Annotated in this window: 21 protein-coding genes and 2 pseudogenes; 8 read left to right on the top strand and 15 right to left on the bottom strand. The window is 53.7% G+C overall.

Going from position 1 to position 21,832, the window contains the following annotated elements; genetic code table 11:
• Positions 1 to 42 precede the first annotated feature (42 nt).
• On the top strand, positions 43 to 1,131 hold the full coding sequence (locus tag QE270_RS03360) for a DUF2855 family protein (protein ID WP_300035157.1): 1,089 nt from the start codon (positions 43 to 45) through the stop codon (positions 1,129 to 1,131).
• A 76-nt stretch (positions 1,132 to 1,207) separates the two neighbouring features.
• Here QE270_RS03360 and QE270_RS03355 read toward each other — a convergent pair whose 3' ends face one another.
• From QE270_RS03355 to QE270_RS03315, 9 genes and pseudogenes are all read right to left on the bottom strand, one after another.
• The gene (locus QE270_RS03355; protein WP_300035154.1) at positions 1,208 to 2,026 is read right to left on the bottom strand and encodes a TIGR03084 family metal-binding protein; all 819 of its coding nucleotides are present in this window, start codon (positions 2,024 to 2,026) and stop codon (positions 1,208 to 1,210) included.
• Positions 2,027 to 2,095: 69 nt separating this feature from the next.
• Positions 2,096 to 2,452 carry a ribose-phosphate pyrophosphokinase gene (locus QE270_RS03350; RefSeq protein ID WP_300035151.1) on the bottom strand — a complete coding sequence of 119 codons (357 nt, stop codon included), beginning with the start codon at positions 2,450 to 2,452 and terminating at the stop codon, positions 2,096 to 2,098.
• An 8-nt stretch (positions 2,453 to 2,460) separates the two neighbouring features.
• On the bottom strand, positions 2,461 to 3,381 hold the full coding sequence (locus QE270_RS03345) for a nitronate monooxygenase (protein WP_300035148.1): 921 nt from the start codon (positions 3,379 to 3,381) through the stop codon (positions 2,461 to 2,463).
• Between the two features lie 22 nt (positions 3,382 to 3,403).
• Positions 3,404 to 3,817, bottom strand: a complete 414-nt coding sequence (locus QE270_RS03340) for a DUF1330 domain-containing protein (RefSeq protein ID WP_300035146.1) — start codon at positions 3,815 to 3,817, stop codon at positions 3,404 to 3,406.
• 178 nt (positions 3,818 to 3,995) lie between these two features.
• Positions 3,996 to 4,640, bottom strand: coding sequence for a TetR family transcriptional regulator (locus QE270_RS03335; RefSeq protein ID WP_300035143.1), 645 nt, complete (start codon positions 4,638 to 4,640; stop codon positions 3,996 to 3,998).
• Between the two features lie 61 nt (positions 4,641 to 4,701).
• Positions 4,702 to 5,799 carry a DNA polymerase IV gene (dinB, locus tag QE270_RS03330; protein ID WP_300035140.1) on the bottom strand — a complete coding sequence of 366 codons (1,098 nt, stop codon included), beginning with the start codon at positions 5,797 to 5,799 and terminating at the stop codon, positions 4,702 to 4,704.
• A 13-nt stretch (positions 5,800 to 5,812) separates the two neighbouring features.
• Positions 5,813 to 7,500: pseudogene (locus QE270_RS03325) on the bottom strand (AMP-binding protein).
• A gap of 1 nt (position 7,501) precedes the next feature.
• Positions 7,502 to 8,602 (bottom strand): MBL fold metallo-hydrolase, encoded by a 1,101-nt coding sequence (locus QE270_RS03320; RefSeq protein ID WP_300035137.1) that lies wholly within the window; start codon positions 8,600 to 8,602, stop codon positions 7,502 to 7,504.
• Positions 8,603 to 8,651: 49 nt separating this feature from the next.
• Positions 8,652 to 9,353 (bottom strand): DUF1013 domain-containing protein, encoded by a 702-nt coding sequence (locus QE270_RS03315; protein ID WP_300035134.1) that lies wholly within the window; start codon positions 9,351 to 9,353, stop codon positions 8,652 to 8,654.
• A gap of 162 nt (positions 9,354 to 9,515) precedes the next feature.
• Here QE270_RS03315 and QE270_RS03310 point away from each other — a divergent pair, with 162 nt between their 5' ends.
• Positions 9,516 to 10,487, top strand: coding sequence for an alpha/beta hydrolase (locus tag QE270_RS03310; protein WP_300035131.1), 972 nt, complete (start codon positions 9,516 to 9,518; stop codon positions 10,485 to 10,487).
• 15 nt (positions 10,488 to 10,502) lie between these two features.
• On the opposite strand, the gene QE270_RS03305 is transcribed toward QE270_RS03310, so the two are convergent.
• Positions 10,503 to 11,501, bottom strand: a complete 999-nt coding sequence (locus QE270_RS03305; protein ID WP_300035128.1) for an NAD(P)H-quinone oxidoreductase — start codon at positions 11,499 to 11,501, stop codon at positions 10,503 to 10,505.
• Between the two features lie 82 nt (positions 11,502 to 11,583).
• Between QE270_RS03305 and QE270_RS03300 the strand changes: the two genes are divergently transcribed.
• Both QE270_RS03300 and clpA read left to right on the top strand, forming a co-directional pair.
• Entirely contained in the window at positions 11,584 to 11,781 is a 198-nt protein-coding gene (locus QE270_RS03300) for a DUF1192 domain-containing protein (protein WP_300035125.1), read from the top strand.
• Positions 11,782 to 11,912: 131 nt separating this feature from the next.
• Positions 11,913 to 14,258 carry an ATP-dependent Clp protease ATP-binding subunit ClpA gene (gene clpA / locus QE270_RS03295; protein ID WP_300035120.1) on the top strand — a complete coding sequence of 782 codons (2,346 nt, stop codon included), beginning with the start codon at positions 11,913 to 11,915 and terminating at the stop codon, positions 14,256 to 14,258.
• Between the two features lie 12 nt (positions 14,259 to 14,270).
• On the opposite strand, the gene recF is transcribed toward clpA, so the two are convergent.
• Positions 14,271 to 15,329, bottom strand: a complete 1,059-nt coding sequence (recF, locus tag QE270_RS03290; RefSeq protein ID WP_300035117.1) for a DNA replication/repair protein RecF — start codon at positions 15,327 to 15,329, stop codon at positions 14,271 to 14,273.
• 378 nt (positions 15,330 to 15,707) lie between these two features.
• Between recF and QE270_RS03285 the strand changes: the two genes are divergently transcribed.
• Positions 15,708 to 15,884 (top strand): PspC domain-containing protein, encoded by a 177-nt coding sequence (locus QE270_RS03285; RefSeq protein ID WP_300035114.1) that lies wholly within the window; start codon positions 15,708 to 15,710, stop codon positions 15,882 to 15,884.
• Between the two features lie 142 nt (positions 15,885 to 16,026).
• Here QE270_RS03285 and QE270_RS03280 read toward each other — a convergent pair whose 3' ends face one another.
• Complete coding sequence (locus tag QE270_RS03280; RefSeq protein ID WP_300035111.1) at positions 16,027 to 17,166, bottom strand: beta-ketoacyl-ACP synthase III; 1,140 nt, start codon at positions 17,164 to 17,166, stop codon at positions 16,027 to 16,029.
• Between the two features lie 117 nt (positions 17,167 to 17,283).
• Here QE270_RS03280 and QE270_RS03275 point away from each other — a divergent pair, with 117 nt between their 5' ends.
• Positions 17,284 to 17,889 (top strand): lysophospholipid acyltransferase family protein, encoded by a 606-nt coding sequence (locus QE270_RS03275; protein WP_300035107.1) that lies wholly within the window; start codon positions 17,284 to 17,286, stop codon positions 17,887 to 17,889.
• Complete coding sequence (locus QE270_RS03270) at positions 17,886 to 18,695, top strand: DUF1295 domain-containing protein (protein ID WP_300035104.1); 810 nt, start codon at positions 17,886 to 17,888, stop codon at positions 18,693 to 18,695. The genes QE270_RS03275 and QE270_RS03270 overlap by 4 nt, the downstream gene beginning before the upstream one ends.
• On the opposite strand, the gene rimO is transcribed toward QE270_RS03270, so the two are convergent.
• Positions 18,696 to 20,060 carry a 30S ribosomal protein S12 methylthiotransferase RimO gene (rimO, locus tag QE270_RS03265; RefSeq protein WP_300035101.1) on the bottom strand — a complete coding sequence of 455 codons (1,365 nt, stop codon included), beginning with the start codon at positions 20,058 to 20,060 and terminating at the stop codon, positions 18,696 to 18,698.
• A gap of 95 nt (positions 20,061 to 20,155) precedes the next feature.
• Between rimO and QE270_RS03260 the strand changes: the two genes are divergently transcribed.
• Positions 20,156 to 20,662 carry a hypothetical protein gene (locus tag QE270_RS03260; protein ID WP_300035099.1) on the top strand — a complete coding sequence of 169 codons (507 nt, stop codon included), beginning with the start codon at positions 20,156 to 20,158 and terminating at the stop codon, positions 20,660 to 20,662.
• 208 nt (positions 20,663 to 20,870) lie between these two features.
• Here the strand turns inward: QE270_RS03260 and surE are convergent, their stop codons facing one another.
• Both surE and QE270_RS03250 read right to left on the bottom strand, forming a co-directional pair.
• Positions 20,871 to 21,638: a 5'/3'-nucleotidase SurE gene (gene surE, locus QE270_RS03255; RefSeq protein WP_300035097.1), complete on the bottom strand. Its 768-nt coding sequence runs from the start codon at positions 21,636 to 21,638 to the stop codon at positions 20,871 to 20,873.
• Positions 21,638 to 21,832, bottom strand: a pseudogene (locus QE270_RS03250) (serine--tRNA ligase); the annotation flags it as partial. The gene surE and the pseudogene QE270_RS03250, both read right to left, overlap by 1 nt.

Genomic DNA, 21,832 nt, shown 5'->3' with positions numbered 1-21,832 from the left:
GGATAAGTTCAGGCGGTTATGCCATCGCAAGGAGGGCCAAATATGGCATCGACAATCTGGGTAAACAAACAGGCGCTGACACAAACGCAGGTGTATGAAGCCGCATTGCACCCGCTCGGCGAAGAAGCGGTTCGTTTGCGTATCGAGAGCTTCTCCGCCACGGCTAATAACATCACTTATGCCGTCATCGGGGACCAGTTCGGCTATTGGAACTTCTTTCCAGCGGAGGGCGATTTTGGCGTCGTGCCAATGTGGGGCCATGCAGTCGTTGAAGAATCACATTGCCCCGATATCGCGGTTGGCGAACGCGTCTATGGCTATTTACCGATGGGGACGCATCTCGATGTCGTGCCTGGCAAAGTGAGCGCCGGTGGTTTCACCGATATGGCCGCACACCGGCAGCCAATGAGCCCAATTTATAACCAATATAGCCGTCTTGCCGCCGACCCGGAACATGACCCCGCAAAAGAGGCGGAGCGTATGTTGTTTGGGCCTTTATTCAAAACCGGCTTCCTGATTGAAGCCATGCTCCGCCGAGAAGGCTGGTTTGGCTCAGAAAACCTGCTCATTACCAGCGCTTCATCCAAAACGGCGATGGGTCTTGCAAGCGTGGCGAAGGATTTATCGCCCAGCATAAAGCGCATAGGCCTGACTTCAAAGGGCAATGTGGACTTTGTCCTCGGGACTGGCCTGTACGACGGCGTCATGGCCTATGATGAAGTCGACGCACTGCCCGAGACCGCGTCGGTATGCGTCGATTTTGCCGGCAACTCGCGGCTGCTCCGTGCTATTCACGAGAGGTTGGTTAGCCATTTAAAATATAGCTGCTTGGTCGGAGCCACCCATGTTGACGCGCGAGGCCCAAACAGTGCTGGCGCAAGTGGCGGCGAAATGCCTGGACCAAAACCAGTTCTATTTTTCGCCCCCGATCACGCGGTCGCGACAATTCAGGAACTAGGACCAAAGGGTTTTGGCGAAGCCGTCGGCCGCAGTTGGAAAAGCTTTCTAACTGCAGCCGATGGCGTGGTGGACATCGAAATTCGTGCAGGACTGAAGGCCGCCGAAACCGCCTTTGTAGAAACGCTTCAAGGCCGGACAGACCCGCAAAAGGGCATAATCATTCGGCCTTAAAAACCGCCCATCCTTCATAACGAAACGCACGGCTTTTAATGTCGTGATGTCCACTATGGGGTTTGCCGCAAGCCGCTCAAGATAGCCATTTACCGTGGGCATTGTCGGCGCAATGCCGCGAGCCTTTTGTTGGCGGGTCTTGTGGTGGCCCGGCAAAACATTGTGCAATACGCATCCATTGATGCGCGACTTCGCCTGTGACTTCAAGCGCAGTGTCCGCAATGTTCCGGCATTGGGTGACAACCTGACAAAACTCCGTCGCGCTGCCGGAAATCATACCGCTTTCGGAGGGCTCGCCATATTCCCAAACCGCGCCGGATGGAGCGAACAGGCGCAATTTCGGCATCGGGCCGGGCGGCTCGGTGCGGCGATTTTTCCAAGTAAAGCCCCATGTATTGACGCCAAGCCGTGCGATATTTCCAATCCGGTCAGTGTCTTGCCGCGCCACGCCAAGCACATCGTAAACCGCCTGCCCATGTGCCCAAGTTTCCATGAGCCGCGCCGTGATTGAACTTAGCGCGCTCATATCAGGGCCAACCCATTTGAGACGAAGCTTCGGATCCGCTGCAGCAAATGCAACAGCAGTGGCTTCTGCACGCTCCATCCACGCGTTTCGCAATGCATGACCCAAAAGACCATCCAGATAGCTCGCCTCAAACTCGGGCAACTTACCCCCGCGAACGCCAGCCATCATCGCAGCGACGAACGCACCAAACGCCGCCTCGTCACGCAACGACAGGTCGACTGCGATATTCCAGACGTGCAAATGGCGGATGATGTTGTTGATGGTCCAGCCCTTGAACTGGGTTGGCGTTTCAAAATCTGCCTCGGAAAGCGAGGTCAGCAAAGCGCATAACGCCTTGCTTTCATCTAAAAAATCGGTTGCCTGTTGCATTAGTTTCGTCGTCCCAGATCAGTTTCAAATTCAAAGCGGTTTGTTTTGCCAATATGCGAACACATCGTCCTAAAGTTTTCGGATATGGGCATGCGCTTGCGGCCCTGTCCATTCACCCTGATAATCGGTCCGCCCTGTCCACCAGCCCTGCCCAGGCAAGCCGTCACCTTCACGCACCACAAGCACCGCGAGCGCAGGGGTGCCTTCGTCGGCGGTGATCTGGTCTATCTTGTCTAACGTCTTGCAGACCGCGCGCATTTTGGGCCGTGTGAAGCGGAAGCCGAGATTCAACAAAAGCTCGGAATAGCTGATCGCACGGCCATCACGCCCACATTGTTCCAGTATGGCCTTGATCCGCGCAACATCGTGCAGCGCCGAAGCATCCGCCGCTGGATCGCTTAGAAATTCTTCGAGGACAGGGTCCAATTCACATCCTAAAGATAGTCACGCCGCAAATCGTTCATGACGGTATAAAACTCCTCCATCACCTCGTCGATGATTTGCTTGGCGGGTTTTACCGCATCAATGCGTCCGGCCACTTGCCCGGAAAGAGCGATCGCAGCCTCCATGTCACCGCCGAAATACAAATCAAGCACACCACGCATTTCGCCCATGATATTGTCCGTTGGTTCAACGTCCAGCTTTGTTGTTCGTTCAGTGCGCAAGGCACGTAATGCCGGCCCCGGCCCATGGCGATTGAGGAACAGCGTGTCGGTTTCCTTCGCGTTGATGATGGCGTCTTTCCAGTTATGGTGCACAGGCGATTCCGCAGCGCTGACCATCCGTGTGCCCATTTGTACGGCCTCTGCGCCAAGCGCAAATGCCGCTGCCATTGTCCGTCCGCAGACAATGCCGCCAGCAGCGACGATAGGCACGTCAACTTTGCTCCGGATAAGCGGCAGCAGGACCATCAGCGCAACGTCCTTCGGATTTTTGAAACCACCGCCCTCGCCGCCTTCGACGACAAGACCGTCAACACCGGCATCAATGGCTTTCAATGCGCCAGCGAGGGTCGGCACGACGTGAAAAACTGTAAGCCCCGCTGCCTTTAGCGGACCGCAATATTTATTGGGGTCGCCCGCAGATGTTGTTACGAATTTGATGCCTTGGTCGACCACAAAATCCACAATGCCCGGGTCGCGAACAAAGGCTTGTGCGATGTTCACCCCGAAGGGCTTATCGGTAAGTCCGCGCATTTTGATGATTTCGGCGCGCACTTCATCCAACTGCCCCGAGGATGTTTCGATGATGCCAAGCCCGCCTGCGTTTGACACCGCCGATGCCAGTTGCGCCCGCGCAATCCAACCCATTGGCGCCTGAATGATAGGATATTCGACCCCGAGCAAGTCGGTCATGCGGTTCTTCATCGGTTTCATATCAATGTCCAATCTGACTAGTGCGGATGTTCAATTGGCCAGCAAGCCCAGCTTTACGATGAGATTCAATGGCTTGATATTCAGGCGAAGACACCATTTTCTGCATGGCCGCAAGGGACGGATATTCGACCAAAGCGATCATGTCCCATTCGTCCTCAACTTCACCAATCATCATTCCAGTAACTATCCCGGCGTAAATTTGGCGGCCACCGACGGCAGCCAAACAAGCCTGAATAGCTTTACCGTAGCGGGCATAAGCCGCTGCACCAGAAAGATCGGAATCGCTGCCATCGGCATATTCCGCCTTGTCTTTGAACTTCAGCAAATTCACCATGACAAACGGCCCGTTCTCTGGACCGCCGAAAAATGACGTAGCCTGCGCCATTGATGGAAATATAGCATTGTCTACACGCATGATCAGCTCTCTCCCCTCTGATTTAATCATGTGCTTAAATCAGCGCTGTGACATTGTAAAAGTGATTATGCGCTTCAGAGGTAGGTACAAATCTAGCCGGGCTTTTTGGGGCATGCTAGACTTGAGTTTTGTTGCGGCACAGGTGGGCGTTTGCCAGACAGCAGAGCTATCTGCCCGGTTACGAAACGATCTTGATTTGCGTTTGACCAAGCTTTTGCGCCGACGATTTTTTGCCTAGCCCAAGAAAAATTGTCTCAACAATCGTTGCAAGCTTCTCGACCCTCAACTTAATCGTGCCAACGTAAAAAAGCGCGTCCGGGTTGGTGTAACACTGCACCATCTGGTTGATGAGTGACACTGCCTCATCAATCGAAAGGCCTTCAAAATAACCCTGCTCCATAGCTTCTGCGACAATCAGGGAGAGATAATGATCTCCCAGATCCACATAGCCGCGGACAACCTCAAAATATTGTTGGCCAATTTCAAGGTAACTTTTCAGCAGGTCAGGCTCCGACTCATATTGTTCGACATTCGCCAGATAACGTCGTGCAAAATATTGGTACATTTTGTCGCGAACCGGCAAGTCGGATTCCGTAACTTCGACCATGATCCGTATTTTTTCGGCAAAGAAACGTTCGGCTACAGCCTCAAGCAAAGCTTCTTTGTTGTCGAAAAATCGATACAGGTTGGACGCAGACATGCCTGCAGCCGCAGCCAAATCTGTCATGGAGATGTCTACGGCGCCGCGCTTGCGGACCAAATCGTCTACCACCTCAAGCAGCGCATTTCGTCCGGCTTCAATATCAGTATGGGGGCGGGCCATATCAGTTCCTGTATTACATGTGCATAACAGTTTTATGATATATGACAGATTATTTCAATTTTCAATCAAATGTAAAGCGCCCTTGGGGTGTTCCATCAATGGCCGCATTGTTTTGGTCCACGAGGCCATACAGCGTCAAGCCAAGTAGCCGGACCCCCATTTCAACTGGTAAAATCTGATTCAGCAGCACATGGCCAAGCTGCGCAACAGCTCTGCGGTCCGCAATTAATTGGCCCGTGGTGCGCGACCGGGTCACTGTACGAAAGTCCGAATAGCGCGCCTTAAGCACCAAAGTCCGGCCCTGCACCTGGTGGCGATCGATGCGGTCCCAAACAATGTCGACAATTTCGTCCAATGCAGCGCGAAGTTCGGTTTCACTGCGTTTATCTTCAGAATACGTACTTTCTGCACCGATGGATTTGCGCACCGCGTTTGCATTTACCGGGCGATGATCGACACCCCGCGCTGCCCAGAAGAGATAGCTGCCCCAACTGCCAAAATGCTGCGCCAGCCAAGCTTCATCCTTTTGCGCTAGGTCAGCGCCGCTGTTCACGCCAAGCTTTGCCATTTTCTCGGCGGTACGGGGACCGACACCATGGAAGCGGCGGACCGGCAAGCTGGCAACAAAGTCCGCGCCCTGGTCTGGCAGGATGACGCACATACCATCTGGCTTATTCTGGTCGCTCGCCAGCTTGGCGATAAATTTGTTGTAACTTACGCCCGCACTGGCGGTTAGGCCGGTTTCTTCGCGAATAGCCGCGCGGATAGCCTTTGCCACCTGCACCGCCGATCCAATGCCTTGCTTGTCATGGGTAACATCAAGATAAGCCTCATCAAGCGATAGCGGTTGAATCAGGTCCGTGTGTCGCGCAAATATGTCCCGGATTTGCTGCGAGACAGCTTTGTAAGCCTCAAACCTTGGTTTAACGAAAATAAGGTCGGGGCACTGCCGCTGCGCTGTCACCGAAGGCATAGCTGAGCGCACACCAAACGCCCGGGCCTCGTAACTCGCTGCGGCGACAACGCCACGTTTGGACGAGCCACCGACAGCTACCGGCTTACCGCGCAGGTCGGGGTTATCGCGCTGTTCCACACTGGCGTAAAACGCATCCATATCGACATGGATAATCTTGCGGATGACGGCGAGATCGCTTTCCATCGCCGCCGAACGCTTAAGACCCTACCGCCAACCGCAACGCCTTACGGTCAAGCTTACCGATCATCGTTTTTGGCAAATTATCCATAACAGTGACGCCTTGGACACGCTCATGCTTGCCAAGCTTCGGGTTGAGCCAAACGGCAAGCGCCGCGCCATCTTGGGTAGCACCGTCCTGCAAAGTAACGAACGCGCGCGGTATCTCGCCGAGATATGCATCAGCGACGCCAATGACGAGGGCCTCCTTAACCGCAGGATGCTTATAGAGAATGTCTTCGACCTGACTTGGGAATACCTTGAACCCGCCGACAGCAATCATATCCTTCAATCGGTCTACGATATGGATGAAGCCGTCATCGTCAATCATCGCAACGTCACCCGTGCGGAGATATGTGCCAAGAAACACCTCAGCATCGGCATCAGGCCGGTTCCAATAGCCGCACATGACCTGCGGACCCGAAAATGTTAGTTCGCCGGGTTCGCCTTTGGGTGCCGGCTTGCTTGGGTCTTCCTTATCGACAAGTTTGATATTGGTTCCGGGCACAGGTTGCCCGATACTGCCAATCTTGTTTCTGCCTTCATATGGATTGCAGGACACGACGCCAGAGCTTTCGGTCAAGCCATAGCCTTCAATCACTACAGCTCCAGTAAGCTTTTCAAATCGCTCTTTCAATTCAGCCGCCAATGGCGCGCCGCCAGATATGCAGGCGCGCAAACTCGTGAAGTCAGTTTTTCCGAGGTCAGGGCAGTCCAGCAAAGCCTGATACATTGTTGGCACGCCCGGAAGTGATGTCACATTAGTCCGCGTGATAGCCGCCAAAGCAGCTTTTGCCTCAAATCGGGGAAGCATCACAATTTCGCCGCCATTTTCAACTGTACGGTTCAAAACAGTCGCATTTGCGAAAACATGGAAAAAGGCAGCACGCCAAGGATACGGTCGTCCAATGGTTCGTTAGGCTGATTGTTTCGGCTATAGGGGTCAAGCATGTTAATTTGCCGAGCGTTGGCGGTTATATTCTGATGGCTTAGCATGGCGCCTTTCGGCGTGCCTTTGGTTCCGCCGGTATATTGCAACTGCGCGATGTCTTTTTCAGGCGTGCAATGCTGAACCGCATAATCGCCAATATTGGCTATCAATTCCGCATAGGACGAAACGCGGCTGTCCGAAGGAAGCGCGGCAATTTCGTTCCGTTTGAACAACCGGTAGGCCCAGCCTTTGGCCTTTGGCAGGGCCTCAGATACGCTTCCTACAATAAGTTCTTTAAGGCTGCTATTGTCTAACACCTTCATGGCGGTAGGCAGCAAAGCAGCCGCCGACACCGTGATCAGGATCGACGTGCCGCTGTCGGCTACCTGATGCGCCAGTTCGTCAACTGTGTATAGCGGTGAGAAATTGACCACCGTCGCCCCTGCGGCCAGCGCCCCGTAATACGCCGCGATATATTGCGGCACATTGGGCAGGAAGAGGCCAATTTGGTCGCCCTTGCCAATACCTTTGTCTTGCAGTCCGCGCGCAACCCGCCGGACAGTTGCTGCCATTTCGGCATAGCTATATTTGCGGCCCATGAAATCTACCATCGCCGCACGGCCCATGCGTTCTGCCGATTGGAAAAACATATCGTGCAGCGCCAATGCGGGAAATTGCTGATCCCATTTGACGGGATGCAAATAATTACGGTTCCAGATACTCTGCGTCATGCCCAGATCATGCCGCGTGATACCAGCCAACGCCATCGTGGATTTCACATTTTATCCGTCCCGCAAAATGCAAATGCCGCAAATGTGCTTGCGCCTCGCCTGTCGCGAGCCCGTAAACAGTATCGTCAATTTCGCGTTCGAATAAGAGAGTGAACGTATCGACGGCACGCATTTCGGTTGTACGCAGTTCCAACTCAAGTCGGTCAAGTCGTTCGTGATGTCCAGATGCAAGCTTGTCCAATCGGACATGCACGCCCGTAAAAGGTTGCCCATGCGCTGGTAAAACGAGCATATCTGCAGGCAACGCCTCCCGGAATTTTGCAATCGATGCCAGCCATTCACCCAGCGGGTCGGCCTCCGGCTCGCTATCCATGACCGACACATTGGATGTAATGCGCGGCAAAATCTGGTCACCCGCGATGATCATGTTGTTGGTAAAATCCACAAGGCTCGCATGTTCGGGCGTGTGCCCACCACCCGTCATTACCGTCCAATCGCGTTGACCGACCCGAATGACTTGCCCATCGTCCATGCGCACATGTCCAGTGGGCAGCCGCGACACTGCGCGCGCAAAACCCCCCCAGCCAGCTTGACGCAACGTGTCGATACGCTGTTCGTCATAGCCTGAGAATCGCCGGTTGCTGAGGACGTCTTCTGGAGGATGCTCTAGCTGTTCAGCGATCAACATCCGCGCCATCAACCATTCGGTCCGGTTCATCCAGATTGGAACCTTGAACTTGTTCGCCAACCAGCCAGCACAACCGACATGATCGGGATGGAAGTGCGTCACAAAGATTCGCTTTAGCTCTCGGTCAGCCAATGCGCCTGCAAACATCGCCTTCCACATTTCGATGGTTGGCGGCATGAACAACCCGGTATCCGCAATGGCATATCCGCCATCGGCTTCATCCAGCAGCCATAGATTGATATGTGCTAAATTGCCTGGAACCGGCATACGCGTCCAGCCCATGTCGGGCGCAATCGGGTATATTTCACCATATTGCGGGGCATGCTCGCCCAAAGGATATGTAAGCCCTTTTAGCTCTTTTGCTTCAAATCCGTGGTCGGCTAGCGACGCGTCATACGCGGGGGGTGTGTTAGATGCCATCCCTCCGCCGTGCCTTAATCAACCAATTAAGGCAATGATGGCGTGACGATTATTCGCCTGCTTTTTTGAATAATGTGTCGGCGGTCAATTCTGCCTTGCCCACATTTTCGTCTTCACCATTCAACGCAGCTTCGGCGCGACGCGCAGCCTCAGTACGCTCAGCGCGGAGTTCTTCGATCAACGCATCGCGATCTGTTCCAAGACGTGCATCATTAGCGGCAGTGTTATCGATACCAGCCTTCTTCGCGGCACGGTTAACAATGGCGTCAAGCTCACGCTGCGAAGTTAGGCCAAGCGTGACCGGATCTTTCGCCTGAATTTCAGCGATGTTCCAGTGGCTACGTTCACGAATGGCCGCAATTGTATTGCGCGTCGTACCGATCAACTTGCAGATTGCGCCATCCGAAATTTCGGGGTGGTTGCGCAGAAGCCAAGCGATGCCGTCTGGCTTGTCCTGACGCTTTGATACTGGCGTATAGCGCGGGCCCTTTGTGCGACGGACCTGATCCGGACCCTTCGACATTTTGAGAACATAATCCTCATCTGCCTGTCCCTTTTCAATTTCTTCCATCGCCAATTCACCGGCGTGCACGGGATCCCGACCCGTATATTTCGAGCCAGTCATTTCGTCGGCCATCGCCTGCACTTCGAGGATATGAATTCCACAAAAGTCAGCAATTTGTGAGAAGCTCAAACCTGTGTTGTCGACCAGCCAAGCGGCGGTCGCATGTGGCATCAAAGGGGTGGCCATGTCATTTGCTCCAATAATAAGGGCCGCCCCTTACGGAACGGCCTGAATGTGTTGGGAGCTTTGTTAGGCGAACTTTGCTGCATCGGCAAGCGGCAATGCGTATTGGGACTTGCGCGCTTACCGCCACATGTGCATTCCCGAGCAAGAGTTTTGGGGGAAGATATGAAACGTCTAATCAAATGGCTTGTCATCCTGTTGCTGGCTGCAGTCGCCGGGATCTTTGTCTGGGGTTATGCGCCCGACACAGATGCCGCAAAGATGGAGCGTAAATATAGCAGCGCTGCGTCGCGCTTTGCTGAGTTAGAGCCTGGCCTGCGTGTGCATTATCGCGATGAAGGCAAAGCCGATGGGCGCGTTCTCGTCCTCATTCACGGTTCAAATGCATCGTTGCACACATGGGAGCCATGGGTCAAAACTCTCGGTAAGGATTATCGCGTAATTTCAATGGATCTTCCGGGCCACGGCCTGACCGGCAAAAATCCAGCGGGCGTCTACGACAATGCATCTTATGTCAGCGTGGTTGACCGCCTGTTGGTAAAACTAAAAATCAATAAAGCCGTCATCGGCGGTAATTCGATGGGCGGCGGCGTTACTTGGCTGTATACACTTACGCATCCCGAAAAAATTGATGCCATGCTGCTCGTCGATGCAAGCGGGCAACCTTATGCAAAATCCGGGAACACGCCTCTTGGCTTTCGCCTGATGCGCATGCCAATTCTCAAAGAAGCCGCACGTTTCATCGCTCCACGAAGCATTTTTGAATCAAGCGTCAAAACGTCCATGAGCGTGCAGTCCAAAATTGATGACAAGCTTATTGATCGATACTCGGAACTCAACCGATACCCCGGCAACCGCGAAGCGACGATGCAACGGTTCGCCAACTTCAAGAGCATGACGCCCGGCACAAAAGAGCGTCTTGCGGGAATCAAAGTGCCGGTTTTGATTTTATGGGGGGCTGAAGACAATTTGATCCCAGTAAGTGCTGCCCAGTGGTTTGCGGACGCCATGCCGCAAGCTAGGCTGATCATTTACCCCGCAGTTGGGCATATCCCGATGGAGGAGATTCCCGAGAAAAGCGCTGCTGATGTAAAGGCTTGGCTGGAGGGCTTGCCATCGGACAAGACCCAGTCGTGAGGTGCTCGCTTCGGCTTAAACCGCCAGCATGATTTTCCCGACATGTGCACCTGATTCCATATAGCTATGCGCAGCAGCCGCCTCGGCTAGCGGGAAAATTTTGTCCATTTCCGGGCGAAGCGCGCCATCGCAAACCATTGGCCAGACCGTTGCTGATATTTCTTGCGCCAGCAATGCCTTGAACTCCGCCGTCCGCGGACGAAGCGTTGACCCCGTGAGCATCAAACGGCGGGACATGACATAGGCCATGTTGATTTCGGCGGTCATTCCGCCCTGCACCGCGATGGTCACATGCCGCCCATCTTCACGCAGGCATTGCAAGTTACGCGATACATATCCGCCCGCGACCATATCAAGCACGAGGTGAACGCCCTCGCCATTAGTGATTGCTTTGACGCCCTCGACAAATTCCGAACTGTTGTAATTGATTGCGTGATCGGCACCGATTTTTATCGCAGCGACACATTTGTCGTCCGAACCACAGGTCACAATCACAGTTAGGCCGAACAGTTTACCTAGTTTTATGGCCATTGTGCCAATGCCGCTGGTGCCGCCGTGAACCAGTATAGCTTCACCAGGAGCAGCAAAACCCCGCTCAAAGACATTATGCCACACTGTGAACAGGGTTTCAGGCAGCGCCGCTGCTTCCACCATCTCCATACCCGCTGGCACCGGCAAACAGACGTCCATGCGGGCCAGACAATATTCCGCATACCCACCGCCCGATACTAAAGCGCAATAACGCGAACCAATCACAGTCGGGTCAACTTCGTCGCCAACCGCCACAACTGTGCCGGACACTTCAAGACCGGGTAGGTCGCTCGCGCCGGCGGGTGCAGGATAAAGCCCTTTGCGTTGGATTACGTCCGGCCGGTTTACACCGGCATAGGCTACTTTCAACAGCACCTCTCTTGGGCGGGGCACTGGCAAAGGTCGATGCGATGCAATCAGCACCTCGGGTCCGCCTGGCGTCGAAATTTCGATTGCAGTCATTAACTCTGGTAGCTTTGCCATGCGCAACATATCCCCGATGAATTTCGGTCCTTCTAAGGAAGCTTCATATTGACAGCAACTGCTGTTGGGTAAAATATGCGGCATGGATATCGATGATAATTTGCCGCTCCGCCGCGACGACCCTTTGGCCAATATTGTCAAACAGGATATTGACGCCCTTTCCGTGGCGGAACTCGAAGCCCGCATCGCGACACTGAGAGCTGAAATCGCCCGTTGCGAAGGCAAAATTGCGTTTGCAAGCAAGCACCGCAGCGTCGCTGACGCGCTGTTCAAGAAGTGAATTATAGCGCAGCGATGTTATCAAAGCTGGGCACCGAACCGTTATCTAACTTAACACGCTTGAAAGCACTGAAGGCCGCCCCGATATAGAGAATAATCGATACAGCGACTCAATTCCAAGGAGACGAAAATATGCCATCATTTGCGGAGTCGCTGGAAGCAACCCTTCACAACGCGTTGAAACATGCTGGCGACCGCGCGCATGAATATGCGACGCTCGAGCATCTCCTTTTGGCGCTGATAGACGATGCCGATGCAGCCAAGGTTATGCAGGCCTGCGGTGTCGATGTGGGCGAGCTTTCGGACATCATTATCACTTACCTGGACACTGAGCTGGAAAGCTTGCGTGTCGAAGGCAAGGTCGACCCGTCGCCGACAAGCGGGTTCCAACGTGTAGTCCAGCGCGCCATTCTTCATGTCCAAAGCTCGGGCAAGGATGTCGTTACTGGCGCAAATGTGCTGGTCGCATTGTTCTCCGAACGCGAGAGCTATGCCGTATATTTCCTGCAACAGCAGGATATGAGCCGGCTCGATGCCGTTTCTTTTATCAGTCACGGGATTGGCAAGGATGGCAAGCTGGCCGAACCGCGCCAAGTCAGTGGCACCGAACCCAAGAGCGAAGAGCCTGAAGACACCAAGTCGAAAAAGGATAAGAAGGAAGGCGCGCTTGACCAGTTCACCGTCAACCTGAATGAAAAAGCGAAACAGGGCCGCATTGACCCGTTGATCGGGCGCACCGCCGAAGTTGACCGCACGGTTCAGATCCTGTGCCGTCGGTCTAAGAACAACCCGCTTTATGTTGGCGAACCAGGCGTCGGTAAGACCGCGATTGCAGAAGGTTTGGCCCGTCGCATCGTTGAGAACCAGGTTCCTGAGGTCTTACTGCCTGCTGTCATTTACTCGCTCGACATGGGTGCGTTGCTCGCGGGCACACGGTATCGTGGTGACTTCGAAGAACGGTTGAAAGCTGTCGTCTCCGAACTTGAGAAATTGCCAGATGCGATTTTGTTTATCGACGAAATTCACACTGTAATCGGCGCTGGTGCCACAAGCGGCGGGGCCATGGACGCGTCGAACTTGCTGAAGCCTGCATTGTCTGGCGGAACTATCCGTTGCATCGGGTCGACCACCTATAAGGAATTCCGCAATCATTTCGAAAAGGACCGCGCGTTGCTGCGCCGTTTCCAGAAGATTGATGTCAACGAACCAAGCATTGAGGACACGATCAAAATCCTTGCTGGTTTGCGCAGTGCATTTGAAGCGCATCATAAGGTAAAATACACTCCTGATGCTATCAAGGCCGCTGTGGAGCTATCCTCTCGCTATATCAACGACCGTAAGCAGCCAGATAAGGCCATCGACGTGATTGATGAGGTTGGCGCCATGCAAATGCTTGTTGCCCCTTCAAAGCGGCGCAAGCTGATTACAGCGCGCGAAATCGAGGCTGTTATTGCCACTATCGCGCGAATCCCGCCAAAGCAGGTCTCGAGCGACGACAAGACTGCGCTTGGCACACTTGAAGCAGACCTTAAGCGCGTCGTGTTCGGGCAGGACAAGGCCATTGGTGTATTGGCGAGCGCCATAAAGCTTAGCCGTGCAGGTCTGCGTGACACCGAAAAGCCTATTGGCAGCTATTTGTTCAGCGGCCCAACAGGCGTCGGCAAAACCGAGGTCGCACGGCAACTTGCATCCATACTTGGCATTCCGCTGAAGCGTTTTGATATGTCGGAATATATGGAGCGCCACAGCGTCAGCCGCCTGATTGGTGCCCCCCCGGGATATGTTGGGTTTGACCAAGGCGGGCTTCTGACCGATGCCGTTGACCAAAGCCCGCACAGCGTGTTGTTGCTCGACGAAATCGAAAAAGCGCATCCTGATCTGTTCAACATATTGTTGCAGGTGATGGATAATGGCCGCCTAACCGACCATCACGGTAAGACTGTCGACTTCCGTAATGTCATATTGATCATGACCACCAATGCAGGTGCCAGCGATATGGCTAAAGAGGGCATCGGTTTCGGCAACAACATCAGCAAGGAAGATGCCGGCGACGAAGCCGTCAAGAAGATGTTTGCGCCAGAATTCCGCAATCGTCTCGATGCGACAGTGCCATTTTCATATTTGCCGCCAGAAGTTGTTGCGCGCGTTGTCGATAAGTTCATTCTGCAACTGGAACTGCAACTTGCTGACCAGAATGTGCACATCAAGCTCGATGACGAAGCGCGGGCATGGTTGACGGAACGTGGTTATGACAAGCTATACGGCGCGCGCCCGATGGGTCGGTTGATCCAAGAGAAGATCAAGCAGCCGCTTGCGGAAGAGTTATTGTTTGGCAAGCTTGTGCATGGCGGCGAGGTGGCCGTGCGTATCAAGGACAATGAACCGGCGTTTGAGGTTACGCCTGCCGCTCCCAAGACGGTAAAACCCAAACCGCCAAAGAAAAAGGCCGTGGCTAAAAAAGTTACCAAGGCTGGTTAGGACGGTTAAGACCTAAGACTGCCCGATGGCAAGCAACTGAGCGGATGGACCGATGCCGTGAAACAATTCCGGCTCGGTTCCCGTCATCCACACCTGAGCGCCCGTGTCCTCCAGCAAGGCAAAAAGCGCGGTCCGTCTCGATGGGTCCAGATGCGCCGCTATTTCATCCAAAAGCAAGATTGGCGGTGCATCGCGTTGTGCGGACACAAGGGCCGCATGCGCCAATATAAGCGACAGCAGCAAAGCTTTCTGTTCGCCAGTGGAGCATTGCTCAGCGACCTGCCCTGACGCGCTATGCACGACTTCTAAGTCGGCACGGTGCGGACCGGCCAAGGTCCGCCCAGCAGCAGCATCACGGCCGCGTCCTTTGCGCCATACAGACCCCAGGTCGCCGTCTACAGTTGGAACTTTATCGACCAAATTAATCCGCGGCATAGCGAATGGTCCGGATGGAGTGGCAAGCAGTTGTTCGCTTAATGCTTGGACAACCCAAATGCGGGCAGCCTGAATAGCGCGCCCGCTCTCCGCCATTTGCGCTTCGAGGGCGTCTAACCAAAGTGGATCGGTCGGCACAGCGCCCGACAGGAGGCGGTTCCGCTGCTGCATTGCCTTTTCATAGCGGCTGCTGTGTCGCGCATGGTCGGGGATCAATGCGAGCACCAAACGGTCGAAAAACCTGCGTCTTGCAGCAGCACCATCTGCAAACAGTCTGTCCATAGTTGGCGTTAGCCAAATCACCGACAACCACTCGCCAAGGCTGTTAATTGCTGCATCGCTCTCATTCACGCGCACCTTGCGCCGTTCAGGCTGCTCAGCGGTGACCCCGGTACCAATCATATTACCGGCGACCTCTGCGACAATCGCAAAACCCCCGTGTCCAGCATTTCTAACCATATCAGACATGGCGGCCCGGCGAAGCCCGCGACCTGGCACAAGAAGTGAGATAGCCTCCAGAATATTCGTTTTGCCGGCTCCATTGGCCCCATGAAGCGCGATAAACTGGGCCTGTGGACGAATTTCTAGCATGCCATGATTGCGAAAATCACGCAAAGTAAGTCGGGACAAAGCCATAATCTTTGCCTGCTATAGCATGACTATTTTTGGTCAAGCCGGTAATAGATATCTACCCATCCCAATTATTAGTGTTATTTCCCAATAAGTGAAAATATTCCAATGCTTGTTAGCAATCAAAAATGCCATAACATACGATATTTAAGGGTTGCGTCCATTTTGGCACGCTCCATGCAGTGTACCCCGCATAGCCGGAGTAGTCCGGAAACCCGAAAAGGAATTCAAGATGTCCCAATATGCACGCACCCAAATTCTATCTGCTTTTGCAGCCATAATCTGCGCTTTCATCACCATCGGCATTAGCGTCGCACCCGCTGTTGCGCCTGATGCAGCGATCATTGCTTAACGTTCCGCGCTTGAAACTTAGGGAGAAATTTAATGTCACGATTAACACTTGATAAAAGCAACAAGAAAATTCTTGGCGTATGTGCAGGACTTGCCAACTGGACAGGCATCGATGCCTTGATAATACGCCTGATATTCGCCGTCGCGACGGTTATTGGTATTGGCTCGCCGATTCTGATTTATATCTTGCTGGCCATGATACTCGACTAAATAGCACAAAGCCTCTGCCAGCGCACTTGTAGGGTAAGCAAAATAGACTTGAACAACCCATTCCAGACCGGCTTGCGCAAAGAATTAGTAACTGACGTCAACTGGCGAGCGGGTTTACCTCGTAAACCCGCAGCCCAATGGATTAAGCCACTTTTCGCACAAATACCGAGCCCGCAGAATATCCCGCGCCGAACGAGCATATTAAGCCAACATCCCCTGCGGCAAGGTCTTCATTATGCTTGTGAAACGCAATGATTGACCCGGCACTTGAGGTGTTGGCATAGGTATCAAGCACGGTGGGGCTTTCGTCCTCACACGCTTCATGCCCCAATACTTTTTGGGCGATAAGCCGGTTCATACCCGTGTTCGCCTGATGCAACCACAGCCGGCGCAAATCTGAACCCGACAGCCCAAGGCTTTCAGCATGCTCCAGTATCATTTGGCCAACCATGGGCACAACTTCCTTGAAGACTTTTCGGCCTTCCTGGACAAACAACTTGTCGTTGCGCGGTCCGCTTTGGTCAACCGCCCCCTGCCCATGTGCGCGGTTGAGGAACCCGAAATTGTTCCGGATATTGTTCGAGAACTGCGTTTTCAAACGCGTGCCTAAAATTTCCCAATGTTGAGCCGGCGCCAAGTCCTTCGCTTCCACCAAAATGGCAGTTGCAACATCACCGAAAATGAAGTGGCTATCCCGATCGCGCCAGTTCAAATGCCCTGATGTGATTTCAGGGTTCACCACCAGAACCGAGCGCGCGTTTCCGCTGCGAATATAGTCTGCAGCAGTCTGAATACCGAAGGTAGCAGATGAGCACGCCACGTTAATGTCAAAGCCAAAGCCGCGCTGCATGCCCAATTCATGCTGGATTTCAACCGCCATAGCCGGGTAGGCCCGTTGCATGTTGGACGCTGCGCACAACACAGCTTCGACATCCTCAATGTCACGACCAGCACGTGCTAAGGCGTCTCGACAAGCAGCAACACCAATCTCGGCCATCAACGAAATCTGCTCGTTGGGTCGCTCCGCATAACGAGGCTCCATGATGTCTGGGTCTACGATTGCGCGTTTATCCATGACGTGCCGCGACTTGATGCCACTCGCCTTCTCCACAAACTCAACTGAGCTATGCGTCAGTGGTTCTGCGTCGGGGTTGGCTGCATTGTATTGGTCGGCATAGGCATTAAAGCTTGTGACCAGCTCTTCGTTGGTAATGACATCAGATGGCGTAAACAATCCAGTGGATGAGATGACTGGAATGGCGCCGTGCCCATGTTGCGACATGTTATTTCCCGCGTTGGTTTTTGTTCAAGCGATTGCCTAGCGGTTGCGTATTTGCGAAACAAGCCGTTTGAAATGCATTACAACGGCGTTATGCTAGGATGGGGGAGGAAAATACTAATGTCGTTGACTGAACGCCAGCCTAGCTGGTTATCTCGGCTATTCAGGCGGGTGCTGGTCGGAATGTATAAGAGCGGCGGGTGGCGCGCGCATGGCGTGGTGCCAGAACCACGCAAATTCGTCCTAATCGCAGCGCCGCACTCCAGCAATTGGGACTTTGTCTATTTTCTTGGGTTAACCGACGATTTAGGTATCAAGCCGCATTTCATGGCGAAAACATCCCTTTTCCGCTGGCCGTTTACAAACTTCATGCTCGATATGGGCGGTGTTCCTGTAGACCGGACTTCGAGCAAAAATTATGTACAGCAAATGATTGAAGAATTCGGCCGCCGCGACGAATTCATGCTGACCATCGCGCCAGAGGGCACGCGTGGAACGGTCAAAGCCTGGAAGACAGGATTTTACCATATCGCGGTTGGCGCTGGCGTGCCCTTAGTCTTGGGCATGATGGATTATGGTTCAAAAACAGGTGGGCTTGGACCTGCCATCTGGCCTACCGGCGATTATAAAGCGGATATGGCAGAGGTCGCCAAAATATACGCTAAAGTGCGACCAAAGCACCCCGCAAAGGGCATGACAGAGATATTTGCAAGCGATGACGCATGACTGATCTCGGTTCGACTATACTTGTAAACGCGGCTGCGCTGTTCGCCGTCATACTGGCGTTGTGGGCCTATTCGGTCAAAATAAGGGATGTGTCATTCATTGACGCATTTTGGGCATTTGGCATGGTGCTTCTCGCCTGCGCAACATGGGCGCAATCTGAGTTCCCAGGTGCACGGTCGCATTTACTGCTTGGATTGACCGCCTTGTGGGGGCTTCGCCTCACGCTGCATCTGTGGACGCGCTGGCGCGCGCATGGCGAGGACCCGCGCTATGCAAAAATCATGGGCAGCGTGATGGAGAAAAAGGGTTGGAGTTGGAGTAAGACATCGCTTCTGTCGGTGTTTTTGACACAGGCCCCATTGCTGTTCATCACCTGCCTTCCGGCGCAGCTTGGTATCTGGGCAAGCGAAGGTAGCCGTATTGTTTTGGGTCCGCTTGCATTTTTTGGCGCGACCATCGCTATCATCGGCATATTGTTCGAAACCATCGGCGATGCCCAGCTCAATGCGTTTCGTGCTAACCCGGCTAATACAGGTAAGGTACTTGATACTGGATTGTGGCGCTTCACCCGCCACCCCAATTATTTCGGCGACGCTTGCACGTGGTGGGGTATTTGGCTCATCGCCTGCGAAACCGGACTGCCGGGATGGATCAGCATCATTGGTCCGATCTTTCTGACTTTCACCCTTACGCGCTGGTCTGGTAAGCCATTGCTGGAAAAAGGCATGAAGAAAACACGGCCCGAATATGCCGATTATGTTGCGCGAACATCGGGCTTTTTCCCCTTGCCGCCTAAAAGCAGATAATTAGGAAACCACCCCGAAAAGGTCGTGTTGGTCCGCATCTTCAATGTTGACCATGACGATATCACCGGCCTTCAATGAAGGTGCGACGTCGCGCAGATAGACATGGCCATCAATTTCGGGCGCATCAGCCTGCGACCGTCCGGTGGCGCCAATGCTGTTGTCTTCGTCAGGATCGCCAATTTCATCAATGATGACAGGCATGCTGCGTCCGACCTTAGCGGCAAGCTTAGCCGCGCTGATCGCTGCGGTTTTCGCCATGATGCGTTGAAACCGCTCTTCTTTGACCTGTTCCGGCACTGGATTGGGCAAATTGTTGGCCTGCGCCCCATCTACAGGTTCGAAGCGAAACGCCCCCACCCGATCAAGCTGCGCTTCATCAAGCCAATCGAGCAGATATTCAAAGTCAGCTTCGGTTTCGCCGGGAAAGCCGACCACAAAACTTGAACGGATCGCGATATTGGGCGCGATGCTGCGCCAGTTGCGGATCCGCTCAAGCACCTTGGCGTCGTTTGCGGGACGTTTCATCGCCTTCAGGACATTGGGCGCAGCATGCTGGAACGGAATGTCCAGATAGGGCGTCAAATACCCCTCTGCCATCAGCGGAATGACATTATCTACATGTGGATAAGGGTAAACATAATGCAGTCGAACCCAGGGTGCTATACCGTCGCTGGTTCGCAAACTACCGAGCTCGCGCGCCAAGTCGGTCATATGCGCACGTACCTCGCGACCCTTCCACTCGCGCGGTTCATGCCGCGTGTCGACGCCATAAGCAGAGGTGTCTTGTGAGATGACCAGAAGCTCTTTGGTGCCCGCAGACACAAGCTTTTCCGCTTCACGCAATACGGCATCTATCCGGCGGCTCGCAAGCTTTCCCCGTAGCGACGGAATGATACAAAAGGCGCAGCTGTGGTTGCAGCCTTCGGAAATTTTGAGATAGCTGTAATGCCGCGGCGTGAGCTTTAATCCGCCTTCTGGAACCAAATCTACAAACGCACCGCGCGTCGGTGGCGCCGCTTCATGGACGGCGGATACAACGGCTTCATATTGATGCGCGCCAGTAATTGCCAGCACATCAGGAAAGCGCGCGCGGATAACATCAGCTTCATTTCCCATACAACCGGTGACTATAACGCGGCCATTTTCAGCGATAGCCTCACCAATTGCTTCCAGGCTCTCTTCCTTTGCAGAATCGAGAAAACCACAGGTGTTGACTAGGACAACGTCGGCGCCGGCATAATCTGGCGATAGGCCATAGCCGTCAGCACGCAGCTTCGTGAGAATCCGTTCGCTATCGACCAGCGCCTTGGGGCAGCCAAGCGATACCATGCCCACCTTGGGCGCTGCTTTTATTACTGTTGCCATGACGCCGGGCCGAATAGCGGGTTTCGGCGGGCTTGTCACGGGCAGTGTGGATTGCCTGCATTGAACAACGCCACGCCGCACGATAAAGCACAACAATGATCATAAGAATCACCAAAGATCTTCAGAACGATAACGTGTCCATCATCAGAGATAATGGTTCAACCAATGCAACCGTGTTTCCGAAAAAGGGGCCTACCTCACATGATGCGATCCATTACTTTGTAGAGAAGGGCTTAGGTTTGGATTATGCCTTTTGGGGTATGATTGCCAAAAGATGTGGCTTTGAAGAAATACAGACGATAGCAAAAAATGCGGGGCATGCGAGCGCTGCACGCGCCGGGAAACCCGAACAACATATAGTTGAACTGCTTCAGGCCGAACGTCTGGTCGAATGTTTTGAAGCTGAGCAATGGGGGCCTCCGTCGGACAACGCAACATTCATTGCGATCGCGGCGGCAGCGTGTGCAACGTCACATGTTCCTTTGCCGCCTCAGCTTCCCGCGCAGTTAGATACACTGCGTAGCCAAATCACAGAATTTCAGACAGGGTGGTCGACGGCAAACGCGATGCACGTCGCCGAATTTGAATGGACAGAACGATAATGGCAGCCGCGCTTTGCGCACGACATTTGCGGCGCCCCAACTGGGAGGCTCAATAACCAAATCCTGTTCTGCAACAATTTGCGAATTGCTCTCTGCGGCCGGCGCTACCTCTGAGGTCACGCGATAATCAGTGCCAGCGCGGGGAACACAAGCGGCTAATACAAAGGTTGAACTTATCACCATCAACCGTAACCGCATGATCGCTCCCCTAGCCGCTATATATTTGATTCAATGTGGCTAAAGATTCATGGTGCGTCAAATCAAGTTGCAATGGCGTAACGGCTATATAGCCATCCTCCAGTACTTCGAGGTCCGTGTTATGACCCGGCGTGTGCAACATGCCGTGCAGTCCAAACCAATAATAATCATAGCCGCGTGGATCAGTACCCTTAACAATCGACCCTCGACTGTAATCATGGAAACCCTGGCGCGCGACTTTGATACCCTTTACATCTTGCGGCAGTAGCGGGGGGAAGTTGATGTTGGTCAATGTGCGCGGCGTGTATGGCATATCAAGCAGCGGCCGGAGCACGCGTTCGCCCCATGCCTCCGCCGCGGAAAAGGGTACAGCATCCGCCATGCCTTCTTTACCATACACCTGGCTCAGCGCGATGGACCGGATACCTGCCAATGCCCCTTCCATCGCGGCAGACACCGTTCCCGAATAGGTGATGTCATCCCCCAAATTGGCGCCCCGGTTGACGCCGGATAAAATCAGGTCAGGCTTCATATCCTTCATGATGACCCCAATGCCCAACATAACGGAATCCGTGGGAGTGCCCGCGACCGAATAATGCTTATCCCCATGCTGGCGAATACGCACAGGCTTGGTAAGGGTAAGGGAATGGCCGGCACCCGAATTTTCCTCGGCGGGCGCAACAATCCAGACATCATCACTAATTGTGCGGGCAATCGCCTCTAACATCTTAAGACCCGGCGCATTCACCCCGTCATCATTGGTTAGCAATATACGCATTAGGCTGTTGCCTCCAATTTTGTGAGACCGCCCATGTAAGGCAGCAAAGCATCCGGAATGATGACACTGCCATCCGCCTGTTGATAATTTTCAAGGACTGCGACTAGCGTGCGGACTACGGCAAGTCCCGAGCCGTTCAGCGTATGGACGAACACATTGCTTTTGGTCTCAGCAGCCCGATAGCGCGTATTCAT

It is taken from the genome of Sphingorhabdus sp. (genome assembly GCF_029865925.1).
GTDB lineage: Bacteria > Pseudomonadota > Alphaproteobacteria > Sphingomonadales > Sphingomonadaceae > Sphingorhabdus_B.
The sequence above is the reverse complement of the archived record's forward strand: the minus strand, read 5'-3'. Positions and strand labels throughout refer to the sequence as shown.

Excerpts from the sequence above, each read along its gene's own strand:
- QE270_RS03360 (WP_300035157.1), top strand. The coding sequence starts at position 43 with ATGGCATCGACAATCTGGGTAAACAAACAGGCGCTGACACAAACGCAG.
- QE270_RS03355 (WP_300035154.1), bottom strand. The coding sequence starts at position 2,026 with ATGCAACAGGCAACCGATTTTTTAGATGAAAGCAAGGCGTTATGCGCT.
- QE270_RS03345 (WP_300035148.1), bottom strand. The coding sequence starts at position 3,381 with ATGACCGACTTGCTCGGGGTCGAATATCCTATCATTCAGGCGCCAATG.
- QE270_RS03340 (WP_300035146.1), bottom strand. The coding sequence starts at position 3,817 with ATGCGTGTAGACAATGCTATATTTCCATCAATGGCGCAGGCTACGTCA.
- QE270_RS03335 (WP_300035143.1), bottom strand. The coding sequence starts at position 4,640 with ATGGCCCGCCCCCATACTGATATTGAAGCCGGACGAAATGCGCTGCTT.
- dinB (WP_300035140.1), bottom strand. The coding sequence starts at position 5,799 with ATGGAAAGCGATCTCGCCGTCATCCGCAAGATTATCCATGTCGATATG.
- QE270_RS03320 (WP_300035137.1), bottom strand. The coding sequence starts at position 8,602 with ATGGCATCTAACACACCCCCCGCGTATGACGCGTCGCTAGCCGACCAC.
- QE270_RS03315 (WP_300035134.1), bottom strand. The coding sequence starts at position 9,353 with ATGGCCACCCCTTTGATGCCACATGCGACCGCCGCTTGGCTGGTCGAC.
- QE270_RS03310 (WP_300035131.1), top strand. The coding sequence starts at position 9,516 with ATGAAACGTCTAATCAAATGGCTTGTCATCCTGTTGCTGGCTGCAGTC.
- QE270_RS03305 (WP_300035128.1), bottom strand. The coding sequence starts at position 11,501 with ATGGCAAAGCTACCAGAGTTAATGACTGCAATCGAAATTTCGACGCCA.
- QE270_RS03300 (WP_300035125.1), top strand. The coding sequence starts at position 11,584 with ATGGATATCGATGATAATTTGCCGCTCCGCCGCGACGACCCTTTGGCC.
- clpA (WP_300035120.1), top strand. The coding sequence starts at position 11,913 with ATGCCATCATTTGCGGAGTCGCTGGAAGCAACCCTTCACAACGCGTTG.
- recF (WP_300035117.1), bottom strand. The coding sequence starts at position 15,329 with ATGGCTTTGTCCCGACTTACTTTGCGTGATTTTCGCAATCATGGCATG.
- QE270_RS03285 (WP_300035114.1), top strand. The coding sequence starts at position 15,708 with ATGTCACGATTAACACTTGATAAAAGCAACAAGAAAATTCTTGGCGTA.
- QE270_RS03280 (WP_300035111.1), bottom strand. The coding sequence starts at position 17,166 with ATGTCGCAACATGGGCACGGCGCCATTCCAGTCATCTCATCCACTGGA.
- QE270_RS03275 (WP_300035107.1), top strand. The coding sequence starts at position 17,284 with ATGTCGTTGACTGAACGCCAGCCTAGCTGGTTATCTCGGCTATTCAGG.
- QE270_RS03270 (WP_300035104.1), top strand. The coding sequence starts at position 17,886 with ATGACTGATCTCGGTTCGACTATACTTGTAAACGCGGCTGCGCTGTTC.
- rimO (WP_300035101.1), bottom strand. The coding sequence starts at position 20,060 with ATGGCAACAGTAATAAAAGCAGCGCCCAAGGTGGGCATGGTATCGCTT.
- QE270_RS03260 (WP_300035099.1), top strand. The coding sequence starts at position 20,156 with ATGATCATAAGAATCACCAAAGATCTTCAGAACGATAACGTGTCCATC.
- surE (WP_300035097.1), bottom strand. The coding sequence starts at position 21,638 with ATGCGTATATTGCTAACCAATGATGACGGGGTGAATGCGCCGGGTCTT.